This is a genomic window from Ferrovibrio sp. (genome assembly GCF_036381655.1).
Lineage (GTDB): Bacteria > Pseudomonadota > Alphaproteobacteria > Ferrovibrionales > Ferrovibrionaceae > Ferrovibrio.
The window spans coordinates 1-13553 of sequence record NZ_DASVCJ010000058.1 but is presented as its reverse complement, the minus strand read 5'-3'; the positions used below and the strand labels follow the sequence as shown (position 1 = coordinate 13553).

General features: G+C 66.8%; 14 protein-coding genes. 7 read left to right on the top strand and 7 right to left on the bottom strand.

Annotated elements, in window-relative coordinates; all coding sequences use genetic code 11:
* Nucleotides 1-69 precede the first annotated feature (69 nt).
* The 4 genes from VF194_RS11700 to VF194_RS11685 all read right to left on the bottom strand — a co-directional run bounded on the left by VF194_RS11700 (nt 70) and on the right by VF194_RS11685 (nt 5395).
* Entirely contained in the window at nt 70-1881 is a 1812-nt protein-coding gene (locus tag VF194_RS11700; RefSeq protein WP_330891163.1) for a response regulator, read from the bottom strand.
* Nucleotides 1882-1910: 29 nt separating this feature from the next.
* Nucleotides 1911-2510: a YfiR family protein gene (locus VF194_RS11695; RefSeq protein WP_330891161.1), complete on the bottom strand. Its 600-nt coding sequence runs from the start codon at nt 2508-2510 to the stop codon at nt 1911-1913.
* Between the two features lie 2 nt (nt 2511-2512).
* Nucleotides 2513-4432 carry a TonB-dependent receptor gene (locus VF194_RS11690; RefSeq protein WP_330891159.1) on the bottom strand — a complete coding sequence of 640 codons (1920 nt, stop codon included), beginning with the start codon at nt 4430-4432 and terminating at the stop codon, nt 2513-2515.
* A gap of 291 nt (nt 4433-4723) precedes the next feature.
* Nucleotides 4724-5395: a TetR family transcriptional regulator C-terminal domain-containing protein gene (locus tag VF194_RS11685; RefSeq protein WP_330891157.1), complete on the bottom strand. Its 672-nt coding sequence runs from the start codon at nt 5393-5395 to the stop codon at nt 4724-4726.
* Between the two features lie 136 nt (nt 5396-5531).
* Here VF194_RS11685 and VF194_RS11680 point away from each other — a divergent pair, with 136 nt between their 5' ends.
* A complete protein-coding gene (locus VF194_RS11680; RefSeq protein WP_330891155.1) occupies nt 5532-6683 on the top strand; it encodes a trimethyllysine dioxygenase in 1152 nt (383 codons plus the stop codon).
* 32 nt (nt 6684-6715) lie between these two features.
* Here the strand turns inward: VF194_RS11680 and VF194_RS11675 are convergent, their stop codons facing one another.
* Entirely contained in the window at nt 6716-7033 is a 318-nt protein-coding gene (locus VF194_RS11675) for an HlyU family transcriptional regulator (RefSeq protein WP_330891153.1), read from the bottom strand.
* A 289-nt stretch (nt 7034-7322) separates the two neighbouring features.
* Here VF194_RS11675 and VF194_RS11670 point away from each other — a divergent pair, with 289 nt between their 5' ends.
* The 3 genes from VF194_RS11670 to VF194_RS11660 all read left to right on the top strand — a co-directional run bounded on the left by VF194_RS11670 (nt 7323) and on the right by VF194_RS11660 (nt 8828).
* Nucleotides 7323-7790 (top strand): MarR family transcriptional regulator, encoded by a 468-nt coding sequence (locus VF194_RS11670; protein WP_330891151.1) that lies wholly within the window; start codon nt 7323-7325, stop codon nt 7788-7790.
* A gap of 119 nt (nt 7791-7909) precedes the next feature.
* Nucleotides 7910-8329, top strand: a complete 420-nt coding sequence (locus VF194_RS11665; RefSeq protein WP_330891149.1) for a DUF1398 domain-containing protein — start codon at nt 7910-7912, stop codon at nt 8327-8329.
* 118 nt (nt 8330-8447) lie between these two features.
* On the top strand, nt 8448-8828 hold the full coding sequence (locus tag VF194_RS11660; RefSeq protein WP_330891147.1) for a nuclear transport factor 2 family protein: 381 nt from the start codon (nt 8448-8450) through the stop codon (nt 8826-8828).
* Nucleotides 8829-8962: 134 nt separating this feature from the next.
* Here the strand turns inward: VF194_RS11660 and ubiB are convergent, their stop codons facing one another.
* Both ubiB and VF194_RS11650 read right to left on the bottom strand, forming a co-directional pair.
* Nucleotides 8963-10570: a 2-polyprenylphenol 6-hydroxylase gene (gene ubiB, locus VF194_RS11655; protein WP_330891145.1), complete on the bottom strand. Its 1608-nt coding sequence runs from the start codon at nt 10568-10570 to the stop codon at nt 8963-8965.
* A gap of 23 nt (nt 10571-10593) precedes the next feature.
* Nucleotides 10594-11415, bottom strand: coding sequence for a class I SAM-dependent methyltransferase (locus VF194_RS11650; protein ID WP_330891143.1), 822 nt, complete (start codon nt 11413-11415; stop codon nt 10594-10596).
* Between the two features lie 73 nt (nt 11416-11488).
* On the opposite strand from VF194_RS11650, the gene mutM reads away from it, so the two are divergent.
* From mutM to VF194_RS11635, 3 genes are read left to right on the top strand one after another with little or no spacing between them, the layout of a single operon-like run.
* A complete protein-coding gene (gene mutM, locus VF194_RS11645; RefSeq protein ID WP_330891141.1) occupies nt 11489-12334 on the top strand; it encodes a bifunctional DNA-formamidopyrimidine glycosylase/DNA-(apurinic or apyrimidinic site) lyase in 846 nt (281 codons plus the stop codon).
* Nucleotides 12335-12348: 14 nt separating this feature from the next.
* Nucleotides 12349-12732: a hypothetical protein gene (locus VF194_RS11640; protein WP_330891139.1), complete on the top strand. Its 384-nt coding sequence runs from the start codon at nt 12349-12351 to the stop codon at nt 12730-12732.
* A 37-nt stretch (nt 12733-12769) separates the two neighbouring features.
* Nucleotides 12770-13546, top strand: a complete 777-nt coding sequence (locus tag VF194_RS11635; protein ID WP_330891138.1) for an enoyl-CoA hydratase — start codon at nt 12770-12772, stop codon at nt 13544-13546.
* The last annotated feature ends 7 nt before the right edge of the window (nt 13547-13553 follow it).

The window sequence follows — 13553 nt, the reverse complement described above, 5'->3', positions numbered from 1 at the left end:
GGTGCGGCCCTCGCGCGCAAGATCGATGCCGGCCCTGATCCTTTATCCGGGCGGGTCCTTATCCGGGCTTCATGCCGGGTCGTCCTCTCGCAAGAGCCGATTTGCGTAGGACGCCAGCTCCTTCAGGTCATAGGGCTTGTAGAGGACCTTGACCCCGGCCCTGGCCAATTTTTCGGGGACCGGGTCCTGCGTGAATCCGGTCATCAGGACTACTTTCAAACGGGGGCGGTGCGCCGTGCCGGCCTCGGCGAGCTGATAGCCGCTGACGCCCGGCAATTTCACGTCGGTGATGAGAAGGTCGATCTCCGCGTCCGATTTGAGAATGGTCAGGGCGGCCCTGCCATCGCCTTCCTCGAGGACGTTGTAGCCCTCGTCGCGGATCGTCTCGACGGCGAGCATCCTGACGAGGGCCTCGTCCTCGACAAGGAGGACGGTCGGCCTCTTGGCGTCGGTTGCGGGGGGCGCGTCGGCCTGCGGCGCGGGGCCCGCCTCGCGCCGCGCCGCCGCCGCGTCCGCGACACCGTTGCCCTGATGGCGGGCGCCCTGGTGGCGGGGCATGAGGATCGTGACGGTCGTGCCCTCGCCGAGCGCGCTCTCGATCTGCATGAATCCGTTCGATTGCTTCGTGTAGCCGAAGATCATGCTCAGGCCCAGCCCCGTTCCCTGGCCCTGCGGCTTCGTCGTGAAGAACGGATCGATCGCTTTCAGGCGCACCTCTTCGGGCATTCCCGTACCGGTATCGATGACGGAGAGCCTCACATAATCTCCCGGTGCGATTTCCGCGAAGGCGTCCGCCCCCGCTTCCGCGGGAAGGTTCGCCGTTTCGATGATCAATCGCCCCCCGGCCGGCATGGCATCCCGGGCATTGATCGCCAGGTTCAGAATCACGTTCTCCATCTGGTTCACGTCGCACAGCGTCCACCAATCGGCCTCGAGCCGGGTCTCGACCGTGACGAGCTCGCCGACCGAATGGCGCAGGAGCTGCTCCATTCCAACGACGAGGCGGCTGAGATCGACGGGCTTCGGCGAGAGGGGCTGGCGCCGGGAAAAGGCAAGGATCCGCTGCGTCAGGTTGGAGGCCCGGTTTACCCCTTCCGCGGCGAGGTCGACATACCGCATGACATCGGTCCGGCCCTCCTTGATCCGCTTGCGCAGTAGCTCGAGGTTGCCCCCGATGATGGTGAGAAGGTTGTTGAAATCGTGCGCGATGCCGCCGGAGAGCTGCCCGATCGCTTCCATTTTCTGGCTTTGCCGCAGCGCTTCCTCCGCCTCCTGCCGTTGCTCGATCTGAATACGCAACTTTCGGTTCGCCTCGGCCAGGTCGGACGCCCGGCTCCCGAGTTCGGCGTTCGCCCGCGTCAGCGCCCGATGCGCCACGCCGAGCACGGCAACGACCAGGGACGCCATCGTGACGAGCAGCGCGACCACGCCATAGCGCACGAGCCGGCGTCCGATCGGCTCGATGAGGGTTCGCAGATAGACCGTGCCGAGAAGCGAATCGCCCTGGCGCACGGGCGTGGCCACGATAAGGCGGTCGTCCTCGAAGTAGGGGGGCCGCGGCTGCGGCGTTACGGGCAGAGACAGGTCCTCCGCGCGGGTATAGCTCGCGAACAGTGCGCCGTTCTCGTCATAGATGGCGGCGGCGCGGATCTCCGGGTTGGCCTTCAGGGCGTTGACGTACTCCTGCGCCGCGTTGCGGTCGTCGAAAGCGAGGGCGGCCGTCACGGTCGAGGCGAGGATCTGCGCTTGCACGCCGACCTCGTCGATCTTCTGCGCCTTGTAGGCGTGCTCGCTGTACAGGGCCATGGCCATGCCCGCGAGCAGCAGCGCAACCGCGATCGTCAGCGCGATTGTCGGGGTCAGCTTCCAGAAATTCGACATGTTGGTCGGGCGGTCATGCGGGGCGCCTCCTACGCTCTGGGCCTGACGGAAAGCGCGAGACTCAGGACCTTCGAGCTGATCGTGATCCCGTTCTTCGAGGCGGCGTAATCATCGATGATGAAGCGGACCCGATTGTCGTGAACGACGAAGTGGATGATTCCCCTGGCTTTCGCATCGCGCGCCGCATCGGTGATCGTCAGAACGGGTGTGCCGCGGACCGTGTCGAGGATCTCGGCCACCGACTGCGCGTCGGACCCCGCGGCATACATGATGTGGCAGCCGGAGTCCCGATCCACGGTCCGCAGACGGCGAACGACGATAGGCCGATCGCCGATGCGCTGTCCGCGCACCGCGCGGTCGAGGATGTCTTCGAACGGGTCATTGCCCACGATGCACAAATAAACCGGACTGAACGGCGAATCAAAGGCGGTGCGCGGCCACTCGATGAAGGGGCCGAATTTGTAGAGGTAGGTTGCCTTCACGGCGCGTTCGATTGCGCTGTCTTCGGCTCGGGCCGGCAGGTCCGGCATCACCAGCATCAGGCCGACCAGCATCATATAGGTGGCCAAGGCCGCCACTCTGGCGCGCGCGCGCGTCAACGCCGTCGGGATCGTCGGGCGCCGCCCCACGATCAGAACCTCCAGCGCGCGCCGAGATAGACGCTCCGGGGTACCTCCGTCCGTGTGGCCACATTGCCCGCTTCGGGATGCTGATCGTCGAGAAGATTGAACCCGCCGACGGAGAGTTCGAGCGTGTCCGTGACGTGCCAGCCGAGCCGCGCGTCGAGCGCGACATAGCCGGGCACGTCGGGGTCGGGCAGGTCGTCGATGGCGCGCAGGCCGATATCCAGCTCGATCGCATCCGAGAGGTCCATGCGGGACCGCAGCGAGAGCTGGTATTCGGGGTCGTTGCCCACATGCTGGCTGAGGGCGGCGTCGATGCCGCCGGGCTTGAGGTGAAGGTCCTTCTGCAGCAGGTTGGCCCCGGCGCTCAGGGTCCACCAGTCGCGCGGGCGGTAGTCGCCCCAGGCCTCGACGCCGTAGGTCTGGCCCTCCAGTACATTGCCGAAGACCAGAAGGCCGCTGTCCGGCGACAGCATGAGCGCGCGCAGGTTGTCGTAATCGTTGTAGAACAGCGAGACGGACAGCGAGGTCTGCGCCGAGGGCTGCCCGCGATAGCCGACCTCGTAGGCGATCAGCTCCTCCGAATCGAAGCTCTCGGATGCGCGCTCCAAAATTCCCGGCGCCGTGAGGTCCCGGTCGACGCGCGACGGGGTCCGCACGGCCCGCGAGACAGCGGCCCAAAGCAGGGCGGTATCCGAAATCTGCCATGCGACACGCGCGCTCGGCAAATATTCGAACCCGGTGAAGCCGCTATATTCGAGCTTCGTCCCAAGCGTCAGGGTGAGATCGTCGCTGAGCGCGATGCTGTCCTGAACGAAGAGATTGCCGATCTGCACGGTGTCGCTCTCCGGGTCGAGAACGAACGGGTTCAACTCGTTGATGAACTTGTCCTCGGTGAGACGGTAGCCGCCGCCCCAGATGATCGCGTGCCGGTCGCCCAGCGGAAATCTGTGCTGGGCCTCGATGTCGAAGGTTTCGAGCGAATCCGTTACGCCGAGCGCGAGGCGGTCGGCCTTGTCGTAATAGGCCTGCACCTCCAGCGCCGAGGCGTCGCCGAGCTGGCGGGTCCACCGCCCGAGCAGGTTTCCGCCGGAATTGTCGGTGCCGCCGGCAAGGTCGTTGTCATACAGGTCGCCCTGCAGCGTGAATGCGTCGTCCCCGGCGAGCCAGTCCATGCGGAAGCCGGCCTGTTTGCCGTTCCAATCATCCTTTGCGCTGTCGCCGTCGGGCAGGACGGTGTCGCCGCGCTGGAATCCTAGAGCATAGACGCGATAGGTCCCATTGGCGCCGAGCTTGCCGCCATAGCGCGCGCTGGCGCTCTTGTCGAGATTGCCGAGTTGGAAGCCCGCGAACCCGCCCTGGGTCTCCCGCGAATTCTTGGTGATGATATTGATCACGCCGTTGACGGCGTTCGCCCCCCACAGCGTTCCGCCGGGCCCGCTGATCACCTCGATGCGGTCGATGTCCTCCAGCAGAATCTGCTGCTGGTCCCAGAAGACGCCGCCATGGAGCGGGGTATAGACGCTGCGGCCGTCGATCAGCACCAGCAGCTTGTTGGCGGCCTGAAAGGAGTTGAAGCCGCGCGCCGATATGGCGTAGGTGGCGGCGTCGATCCTCGCAACCTGAAGGTTGGGCGCCAGGCGCAGGACTTCCGGGAGGCTGGCGGCGCCCGAGCGGCGGATATCCTCGCTGGTGATGACGTAGACCGACGCCGGCGCCTCGCTCAGCGGTTGCGGCCGCTTGGAGACGGAGGTGATCTCGATGTTCGCCAGCTCCTCGATCGACAGTTGCCGCAACTCTTCCACGGTCTGTGCGGCGGCACAGGCCGGCACCACGACGATGCCGATTGCGGCAATGGTCCAGATGGCGGCCCGATTCATGCGATCGCGCACGGAGCCGTCGTGCGCTTTACTCTCTTCGGCGCGCATCCGCTTCCGCGAGGCGAAGACCCGCGCCTCGTATCGTTCCCACCGGCTTCTCCCCCTATGACTCGGCGCCCCTCCGGCCGGGCATCCTTGTTCGCCTTTCCGCGTGGACCCGCCTTGCCCGGACCAGCCTCGGTAGCGACCTCGTTCCGGATGTTATTTGAGCGCCCGGCCCGACGCCAGGATTTTGACCCCGGGATTCTAACCGGCCGAACGCGCGCCAGACCCTGGAGCCGGAGCGGCAGCAGGGCCAACCTCCGGTATCGGGGCGCATAGAAAGGCCCCGCCGAAACATCACGCCGTCTTGCGGCGACCGGGCAATCTCCCGGGAAATCCCTCCCCGATCAGCCCGTCCACCCAGCCCTGGGCCGCCCGACAGGCCTCCTCCGCGGTGAAGGCGGACGGGTCCAGGCACCATTCGAGCCAGAGGCCGTCCAGCATCGCGGTCAGGCTGAGGGCCGCCAACCGCGCCTCGATCACGATGCGGCGGCGTTCGGCGATCGCCGCGATCAGGCTTTCGAGGCGCCGGCGATAATCCGCGTAGATTCCGCGGTGGATGGTGTGAATGCGCGCATCCGTCCGCACAAGGCTCCAGAAGGTGATCCAGACCGCCAGGAGGTCGCTGTCGAGAATGGGCGGCCGAAAGCTTGCGTCGACGAAGGCACGGAGGCGGTCCTCCGGATCGTCCCCGGCAGTTTCGAGAACATCGTCCAGGATCTTGCCAAAGTTTGTCCCCACATAGTCGTAGGTCTGGGCGACCAGATCCTCCTTACCCGCGAAATGATGCCCGACCAGCCCGGGCGACACGTCGGCCCGCACCGCGATCTCGCGAACCGAGGTGCCGGCGAGGCCACGCTCGGCAAGGCAGCGCATGGCCGCTTCGATCAGTTTTCGGCGGCGCTCCTCGGGGAGGTCCCGCGTGTATTTCGGGCGGGATACCGGCCGCGCCGCTGCGCCTCGCGCCATTCCGCCTCGCGCCATTCCGACAGACCCACTCTTGCACGCCACGGTGGTCCTACTCTACAGTGCGCCACGCTGTTGTACAATCGTACAACAAGGTGGCGGCTCGCTATGACCTGTCGTGAGTGAGGAGCGCGTGGAGATGACGGACAAACTGAAATCGGTGGCCATTCTCGAGGCGGGTTGCACCGTTACCTTGCTGGATGGCACCCTGCCGGACGGCCGGGAGATCGGGCCGCTTCCGTTCCTTTGGCTGCGGGACCATTGCCAGTGCGCCGACTGCCTGCATCCCGAGACCCGGCAGCGCCTCATGGACAGCTTTTCGATCCCCGCCGATATAAGGCCCCGCTCCGCCACCATCGTCGATGACGGCACGGCCCTGGAGATCGTCTGGGAGCCGGACGGACATATCAGCCGCTTCGCGTCGGACTTCCTGGCGCAAATGATGCCGGAAGCCGAGTCGGACCCCTTGGCGGATCCGAATATGGGCCGCGTTCTTTGGGACGCCGCGACGCTGGCGCGCGGCCTGCCCCAGGTCACGTGCTCTGCCCTCATGGCGGAGGAGGCCGGCCTGCGCGAGGCGCTGACGCAGCTCGACCGCTACGGGTTTATCTTCGTCAAGGGGGTCGAGCCCACGCCGGAAGCGACCGAGGCCGTGGCCCGCCGCATCGCCTATATTCGCGAGACGATCTTCGGCGGCTTCTGGGATTTCACCGCGAACATGGAGCACAAGGACACGGCCTATACGAGCCTCGCCCTTGGGCTGCACACGGACGGAACCTACAGCTTCGATGCGCCCGGCTACCAGATGTTCCACTGCCTCGCCTTCGATGGGACCGGCGGCGAGAGCCTCCTCGTCGACGGCTTCCGGGTCGCCGAGGACCTGCGGGCGGCCGCGCCGGACCTCTATCGGGTGCTGACCGAGATCGACGTCCCCGGCCAGTACATCGACCAGGCCCGGGGCATCCATCTGGTCGCGCGGCTGCCGATCCTGCGCCTGGACCGGAGCGGCCGGCTCGTTCAGATCCGGTACAACAACCACGACCGGGCGCCCTTCCTCCTCGATGCCGACCGGATGGCGGCCTTCTACCGAGGGCTGGCCGCGTTCAACGAACGGCTCAACGATCCCGCCTATCAGCTCCGCAAGCGGTTGGAGCCGGGCGAGATGCTCATCTTCGACAATTGGCGCGCGCTTCACGGTCGCGCGGCCTATCAGGGCTTCCGTCGCCTTGCCGGCGCCTATCTGAACAAGGAGGATGTCGAGAGCCGCCTGCGCGTAATGCGCGCGGGCTGACCTGCGGGCTTACGAGATAGTCCTGCCGGGCGTCACCTCTCGTCGAAGATCCGGTCGCCGCGTTCGTCGATGATCTGCTTGCCCTTGGCGATCGCGAACGCGGCCGCATCGTCCTTGCTCGGGTGGGTTTCAGCGCGGACGAACCGGTGCTCCTTGACGCCCTCGGCAGAGTCCTTCTCGATGATGCCCGCCGTCTGGTACTGGCCGTTCGCCTTGTATGGGGCGGGCCGAACGCGATAGCCCTTGTACTCGAAGGCCTCCGCAGCCGGCGCATCGTCCCCGCCGTCGTCGTCCTGACCGCCAGCACCGCCAACGAGGCGAGTCCACACGGTTTTGAGTTTCGAGACCATCGATCAAACTCCGCCATTGCAACACATCACCACCGCGTTCCATACGCTACCGGACGCCGGATGTGCACAGAAGCAAATAAAGGCGGTTGCGCGTCCGTGCAACCAGCTTTACCGAGCAGGCCACGTCATCCGTAGGGCGGTTTTTGCTGTCCACGACCTCGCCGACCAACTCGATCTCAAAGCCCTACTCGGCCGGCCCGTGCCGCTTTTCACGTGATCTGTACCTCTCTGCGCCAAATAAGTTGACAAGGAAACTAATATCATATAGTTTCCTAGGAAACTCGATGGATTGAGCGCTTTGAAACAGTCCAGCATCAGCCCCCTGGAGGCCCATGTCGGCTACTGGCTCCGGTTCGTATCCAACCACGTGTCCCACGCCTTTAGCCGCAAGGTGGAGGCGTGCGGCGTAACCGTTGCCGAATGGGTGCTGCTGCGCGAGCTGTTCGAGTGCGACGGCATGGCGCCGAGTGAACTTGCGCAGCGGCTCGGCATGACGCGGGGCGCGATCTCAAAGCTGATCGACCGGTTGGTCGGTAAGGCGCTGGTTGCCAAGACCGCCGGAGAGAGGGACCGCCGGTATCAGTCTGTCGCGCTGACGAAAGAGGGGCGGAAACTCGTACCGGAACTCGCTGCCCTCGCGGACCGGAACGATGAGGAATTCTTCAACGGCCTTAGCGCCGTCGAGCGTGAGACGCTGATGAGGCTGATGAAGAAGATAGTGCGCACACACGGTTTCAAAGAAATTCCCACCGACTAAGGGCTTGCGCCCGATCTTCTGCACTCAACGCAAAAAGCAGTTGATCGAGGGCCGCGCAAAGGGCTGAGGGCTGCGGATCGGAAAGGGCCAGTGCAACGAACGGAGTGAAAGGAACGAACATGGTGAATGAAGAAGCAGAACAGGTGATGCGCGCCTGCATGAGGGGCTCTCTGGATGGCACCATGCCTTTTCCCGAGGTCGTGGCGCGGCTGGTGGAGATCGGCTGCGAGCAGTACCACGCCGACCTTCGGCGGCAGGAGAAGACCTACTACATGCCAGGCGGCGAATCGCACGTCGAGCCGTTGCCCCTCGGTTCGCAAGCCATCGCGCAAAGCTTCTCTGCGGACAGCGTCGTTGCAGCGCTCCGGGCAATCCAGGAGCGGCAGATCGATTATGTCGAGTTTCTCGGGCAGATCATCGCGGCGGGCTGCGTGGGGTATTTCGTCTACATAGCCGGCAAACGCGCGATTTATCTCGGCCGGAACGGTGAATTCCACGTCGAGCATTTCCCTGCCCCTGCGGCGGTGGCTTCGAACTAGAGTCTGTTCGCTCTTGAGTTGGTCATGCGCGCCAGCGCTTTTCCTTTTGCGGTTTTGCCGGATGATTTCCGGGTGTAGTAAGCGTCTCGCGCGCCTTGACCATGAACAGGATTGAAGCATGCCGCAGACTGACAAAGCGCTTGACGGCATCAGCGTTTTCGAAGGCCGGCTCCGGACGGCCGTGCTGGCCGGTGACGTGGACGCGCTCGATGATCTCATTGCGGACGATCTCATCCTCACGGATCAAACGGGTCGAGTCCTGACGAAGGAAATGGACTTGGCCGCGCACCGATCCGGTCTGTTGCGGATCTCCAAGCTCGAATTCTCGGATGTTCTGTCCCGGCAAGCCAATGATGTGGTGATCGTGGTCGTGAGAGCTGCCGTTGCTGGTACCTACGATAAGGTGCCATTCGCTGGCGAATATCGGTATACGCGCGTCTGGCGTAAGTGTGCGACCGGTTGGCGGGTGGCCGCGGCGCACTGTAGCGCAATCGCCTAGTATCAGCTTTCGTAGAAAGCCGATACATCAGTTTGAGTCTGGTGCATTGTTCTCCATGGGCTGGAAGGATGCGCTATGGGCCAGGCTCTCCACGCCCGGATTCCGAAAGTCCCCGCCTGTCGCATCGGGCGCGCTCAAAGCGCCAGCAGCACCAGAATCGCCAGCAAGGCCACCGCGACCCAGAGCGGCCGGAGGAGGCGGCGGATCTCGTGGTCGCGGGCGCGCAGCCCCTCCGGGTGGGGCTTGATGCCGGTGTCGGCCAGGGCGGTGGCGGCGCGTTCGGCCGCGGCGATCAGGCCGGGCAAGCGGCCCAGGCTGCGCAGCGCCTCCGCCGCGGCATCCTGTAGCCGCGCCTCCGGGCCCCGATTCTCGCGCATCCAGCGGTCGATCAGCGGCTGGGCGAGCGTCCAGATGTTGAGGTCGGGGTTGAGCTGCCGGCTCACCCCCTCGGCCATCAGCATGTTCTTCTGCAGCAGCAGAAGCTGGGGCTGCACCTCCATCTCGAACTGCTCGGCGATGCGGAAGAGCTGGCCGAGCAGCCGGGCGAAGGAGATCTCCTGCAACGGCCGGCCGAAGATCGGTTCGCCGATCGCCCGGAGCGCCTGGGCGAACTGGTCGAGGGACTGCGTGGGCGGAACATAGCCCGCCTCCAGATGCACCTGCGCCACGCGCCGGTAGTCGCGTTCGAGAAAGCCCAGCAGCATGTCCGCGAGATAGTAGCGGGTCTTGCGGTCGAGGCGCCCCATGATGCCGAAATCGACCGCGCCGATATGGCCGTCCGGGTCGACGAACATGTTGCCGGGATGCTGGTCGCCGTGGAAATAGCCGTCGCGGAACACCTGCTTGAAGAAGATTGCGGCGGCGCGCGCCAGCACCGCGTCGATGTCGAGCCCGGCGGCGGTCAGGGCGGCGCCGTCGTTCATCGGGATGCCAGTCAGGCGCTGCTGCGTCATCACCCGCCGGCCGGTCCGGTGCCAATCGACGGCCGGCACCCGATAGGTCGGGTCGCCCGCGAAGTTCTGCGCGAGCTCCGAGGCCGCGGCCGCCTCCAGCCGCAAATCCATCTCGATCCGCACCGTGTCGGCGAAGGTGCGCACCACCGCCACCGGCCGCAGGCGGCGCAGCTTCGGCTGGGTGCGCTCGACCAGCTCGGCGAGCCACATCAGGAGGTCGAGGTCGCGCGCGAAGGCCTGCTCGATTCCCGGCCGCAGCACCTTGACCGCGACGGCCCCGCCCTCGAATCCGGCTCCCGCGAATTCACCCGCCGCGCTGCCCTCTCCGGGCCCGGGCGCGATGGTGGCGTAATGCACCTGGGCGATCGAGGCGGCGGAGACCGGGCAGTCCTCGAAGCGCGTGAACAGCGCCTCGACCGGCGCCCCGAGCTCTGCCTCGATGGTCGCGCGGGCGGCTGCCGCGTCGAACGGCGGCAGCCGGTCCTGCAACAGAGACAGATCGGCCGCGACCTGCTCGCCGAGCAGATCGGAGCGGGTGGACAGCATCTGGCCGAGCTTGATGAAGACGGGGCCGAGCTCGCCAAAGGCGGCGGCGAGCCGCTCGCCCGGCCGCTTTTCGTCAGGCCAGGGATCGCGGCGTCGCGGCGTGAACAGGCGACCGGCGAAGAGGACGCTCGGCGCCACGCCGGTCCCCTCGACCGCCGCGCGCAGCGACGCCAGGGCGCCGTGCCGCGCCAGGGTGCGGACGATCGTCAGCAGCCGGAAGAGGTTGCGTAGCGCCCGGAGCATCGGTGTCCGCCCGCCGGCCGGCCCTAGATCCGCCAGGCCGAGTGCAGCGCCGCGATGCCGCCGCTCAGATTGCGGAATTTGACCTGCCCGAGGCCGGCGGCGGCGATCCGCGCCGCTAGGTCCTCCTGCGGCGGAAAGCGGCGGATGCTCTCGACGAGGTACTGATAGGATTCGCGGTCGCCCGCCACCATCTGGCCGAGAAGCGGCAGCACGCGGAAGGAGTAGAGGTCGTAGAGGCCGGCCAGGACCGGCAGGGCGACGCGGCTGAACTCCAGGCACAGGAACCGGCCGCCGGGCCGCAGCACCCGGCGCGCCTCCGCCAGCGCGCGGTCGATCCGCGTCACGTTTCGCAGCCCGAAGGCGATCGTGTAGGCATCGCAGCTTCGGTCGGCGAGGGGCAGGCTCTCGGCATCGCCGGCGACCCAGCCGATGCGCCAGCCTCCACCTGAACCACTGCCAGCGAGCAGGCCGCGGTCGATCGCCCGGTCGCGGCCGACCGCCAGCATCGCCGGCGTCATGTCGCAGACCGTGATGCGGCTGCCGCTCGCCGCCGCGGCCTCCGGGCCGCCAATCCGGTCGAGGATTCGGAAGGCGATATCGCCGGTGCCGCCGGCGACATCGACGAGATGCAGGCCCGGCCGCGGCGCCAGCCACGCGATCATCGACGCCTTCCACAGCCGGTGGATACCGCCCGACATCAAATCGTTCATCAGGTCGTAGCGCCCGGCGACGCTGTCGAAGACGCCGCGCACCAGCGGCGCCTTCTCCGATTCGGCCACCTCGCGGAAGCCGAACCAGGTTCCCGGATCCTTGCCCGGCGCGTTCCTCGGATCTTCGCTCGTCATGCGGCGGACCATAGCGCGGCGGAGGCGCGCGCGCTACCTTGTGGCGGACCCCCGCAATTCCGATCTGAAGACCATGCCCGAGCTCCCCGAAGTCGAGACCGTCTGCCGCGGCCTGGCCCCGCATTTGGAGGGCCGGCGGCTGACGCGCGTCGAGCAGCGCCGCCCGGACCTGCGCTTTCCGCTGCCGGAGAACTTCGCCGCGCGCCTGATCGGCCGGCGCGTCGATCGCATCGCCCGGCGGGCGAAGTTCATCCTGGCGCATCTCGACGACGGCACGGTGCTGCTCTGCCATCTCGGCATGTCCGGCCGGATGGTCGTGAGCGAGGGCATGACCGGCCCGCCGGAGCCGCACGACCACGTGATCTTCGAGACCGAGGACGGCGCCGTCATCCGCTTCAACGACGCCAGGCGGTTCGGCCTGATGGACCTCGTTCCGGAGGCGGCGCTCGCGGCCCATCCCATGCTCGCCGGGCTCGGTCCGGAACCGCTCGGCAACGCCTTCAACGGCCCGGTCCTGGCCGCGGCGCTGAAGGGCAAGGCGACGCCGATCAAGGCGGCGCTCCTCGACCAGCGGGTGGTCGCCGGCCTCGGCAACATCTATGCCTCGGAGAGCTTGTTCTGGGCCGGCCTGTCGCCGCGCCGGCTCGCCCGCACCGTCCAGGGCGCGCGGGCCGAACGGCTGGCGTCGGCCATCAAGCGTGTGCTCGCCGAGGCGATCGCCGCCGGCGGCTCGTCCCTGCGCGACTATGTGCAGGCGACGGGCGAGCTCGGCTATTTCCAGCATCGATGGGCCGTCTATGACCGCGCCGGCGAGCGCTGCCCGGCCTGCGACTGCATGAACGGGGCGGCCGTTCAGGGCATCCGCCGCATCGTCCAGTCCGGCCGGGCGACTTTCTATTGTGCTCGGCGGCAACGCTGAGATACATACGACCCATGCTTCGCCACCATGCTCTTGCTGTCGCGGCGGCGTTCCTGCTGGCGTTCGCCGCGCCGGCGGCGGCACAACAGGCGCGCGACGGCGGGGCCGCCGCGTTCGTCGCCGGCGTCGAGGACCTTCCGCTGATGCCCGGCCTGTCCCAGATCGAGACGGCGAGCACCGTCTTCGACGCGCCGAGCGGCCGGATCGTCGAGGCCTATGCCGCCGGCCCGGTCACGCGCGAGCAGGTTCTCGCCTTCTATGCCGAGACCCTGCCGCAGCTCGGCTGGACCGCGGACCGGCCGGCGCGGTTCCGGCGCGAGGGCGAAGAGCTGCACCTGGAGTTCCTCGACGGCGACGAGGGCGAGCTGACCGTCCGCTTCAGCTTGTCTCCGAGCTAAGAGTCTCTAAAGAACGGTCCGACCGCGGAGGGAAGCCATGCCGTATCAGAACATCCTCGTCGAGAAGAAGGGCCGTGTCGGCCTGATCACCCTCAACCGCCCGGCCGCGCTCAACGCGCTTTCGGATGCGCTGATCGCCGAGCTCGGCCGCGCGCTCGACGATTTCGAGGCGGACGAGGCGGTCGGCGCCATCCTGCTCACCGGCAGCGAAAAGGCCTTCGCCGCCGGCGCCGACATCAAGGAGATGAAGGACCGCGATTACGTCGATGTCTACACCTCCGACTTCATCACCCGCGGCTGGGAGCGCGTCGGCCAGTGCCGCAAGCCGGTGATCGCGGCGGTGGCGGGCTATGCGCTCGGCGGCGGCTGCGAGGTGGCGATGATGTGCGACATCATCCTGGCTGCGGAGAACGCGAAGTTCGGCCAGCCGGAGATTACCCTCGGCATCCTGCCGGGCGCCGGCGGCACGCAGCGGCTGACCCGGGCCGTCGGCAAGGCCAAGGCGATGGAGATGTGCCTGACCGGCCGCCTGATGGATGCCGCGGAGGCGGAGCGAGCCGGGCTGGTGAGTCGGGTGGTCCCGGCGGACAGCCTAATGGAGGAGGCGCTCAAGGTCGCCGAGCGCATCGCCGGCCTCTCCCTGCCGGTCGTGATGATGACCAAGGAGGCGGTGAACCGCGCCTTCGAGACGACCCTGGCCGAGGGAATCCGGTTCGAACGGCGCCTCTTCCACGCCGCCTTCGCGACCGAAGACCAGAAGGAAGGCATGACCGCCTTCATCGAGAAGCGGCCACCGGACTTCAAGAACCGCTGAGGGCGGG

Bases quoted from the DNA above. Each gene is read 5' to 3' on its own strand.
- VF194_RS11665 (WP_330891149.1), top strand. From the start codon at position 7,910: ATGGTGAATGAAGAAGCAGAACAGGTGATGCGCGCCTGCATGAGGGGC.
- VF194_RS11635 (WP_330891138.1), top strand. From the start codon at position 12,770: ATGCCGTATCAGAACATCCTCGTCGAGAAGAAGGGCCGTGTCGGCCTG.
- mutM (WP_330891141.1), top strand. From the start codon at position 11,489: ATGCCCGAGCTCCCCGAAGTCGAGACCGTCTGCCGCGGCCTGGCCCCG.
- VF194_RS11650 (WP_330891143.1), bottom strand. From the start codon at position 11,415: ATGACGAGCGAAGATCCGAGGAACGCGCCGGGCAAGGATCCGGGAACC.
- VF194_RS11680 (WP_330891155.1), top strand. From the start codon at position 5,532: ATGACGGACAAACTGAAATCGGTGGCCATTCTCGAGGCGGGTTGCACC.
- VF194_RS11640 (WP_330891139.1), top strand. From the start codon at position 12,349: ATGCTTCGCCACCATGCTCTTGCTGTCGCGGCGGCGTTCCTGCTGGCG.
- VF194_RS11690 (WP_330891159.1), bottom strand. From the start codon at position 4,432: ATGCGCGCCGAAGAGAGTAAAGCGCACGACGGCTCCGTGCGCGATCGC.
- ubiB (WP_330891145.1), bottom strand. From the start codon at position 10,570: ATGCTCCGGGCGCTACGCAACCTCTTCCGGCTGCTGACGATCGTCCGC.
- VF194_RS11700 (WP_330891163.1), bottom strand. From the start codon at position 1,881: ATGTCGAATTTCTGGAAGCTGACCCCGACAATCGCGCTGACGATCGCG.
- VF194_RS11660 (WP_330891147.1), top strand. From the start codon at position 8,448: ATGCCGCAGACTGACAAAGCGCTTGACGGCATCAGCGTTTTCGAAGGC.
- VF194_RS11685 (WP_330891157.1), bottom strand. From the start codon at position 5,395: ATGGCGCGAGGCGCAGCGGCGCGGCCGGTATCCCGCCCGAAATACACG.
- VF194_RS11675 (WP_330891153.1), bottom strand. From the start codon at position 7,033: ATGGTCTCGAAACTCAAAACCGTGTGGACTCGCCTCGTTGGCGGTGCT.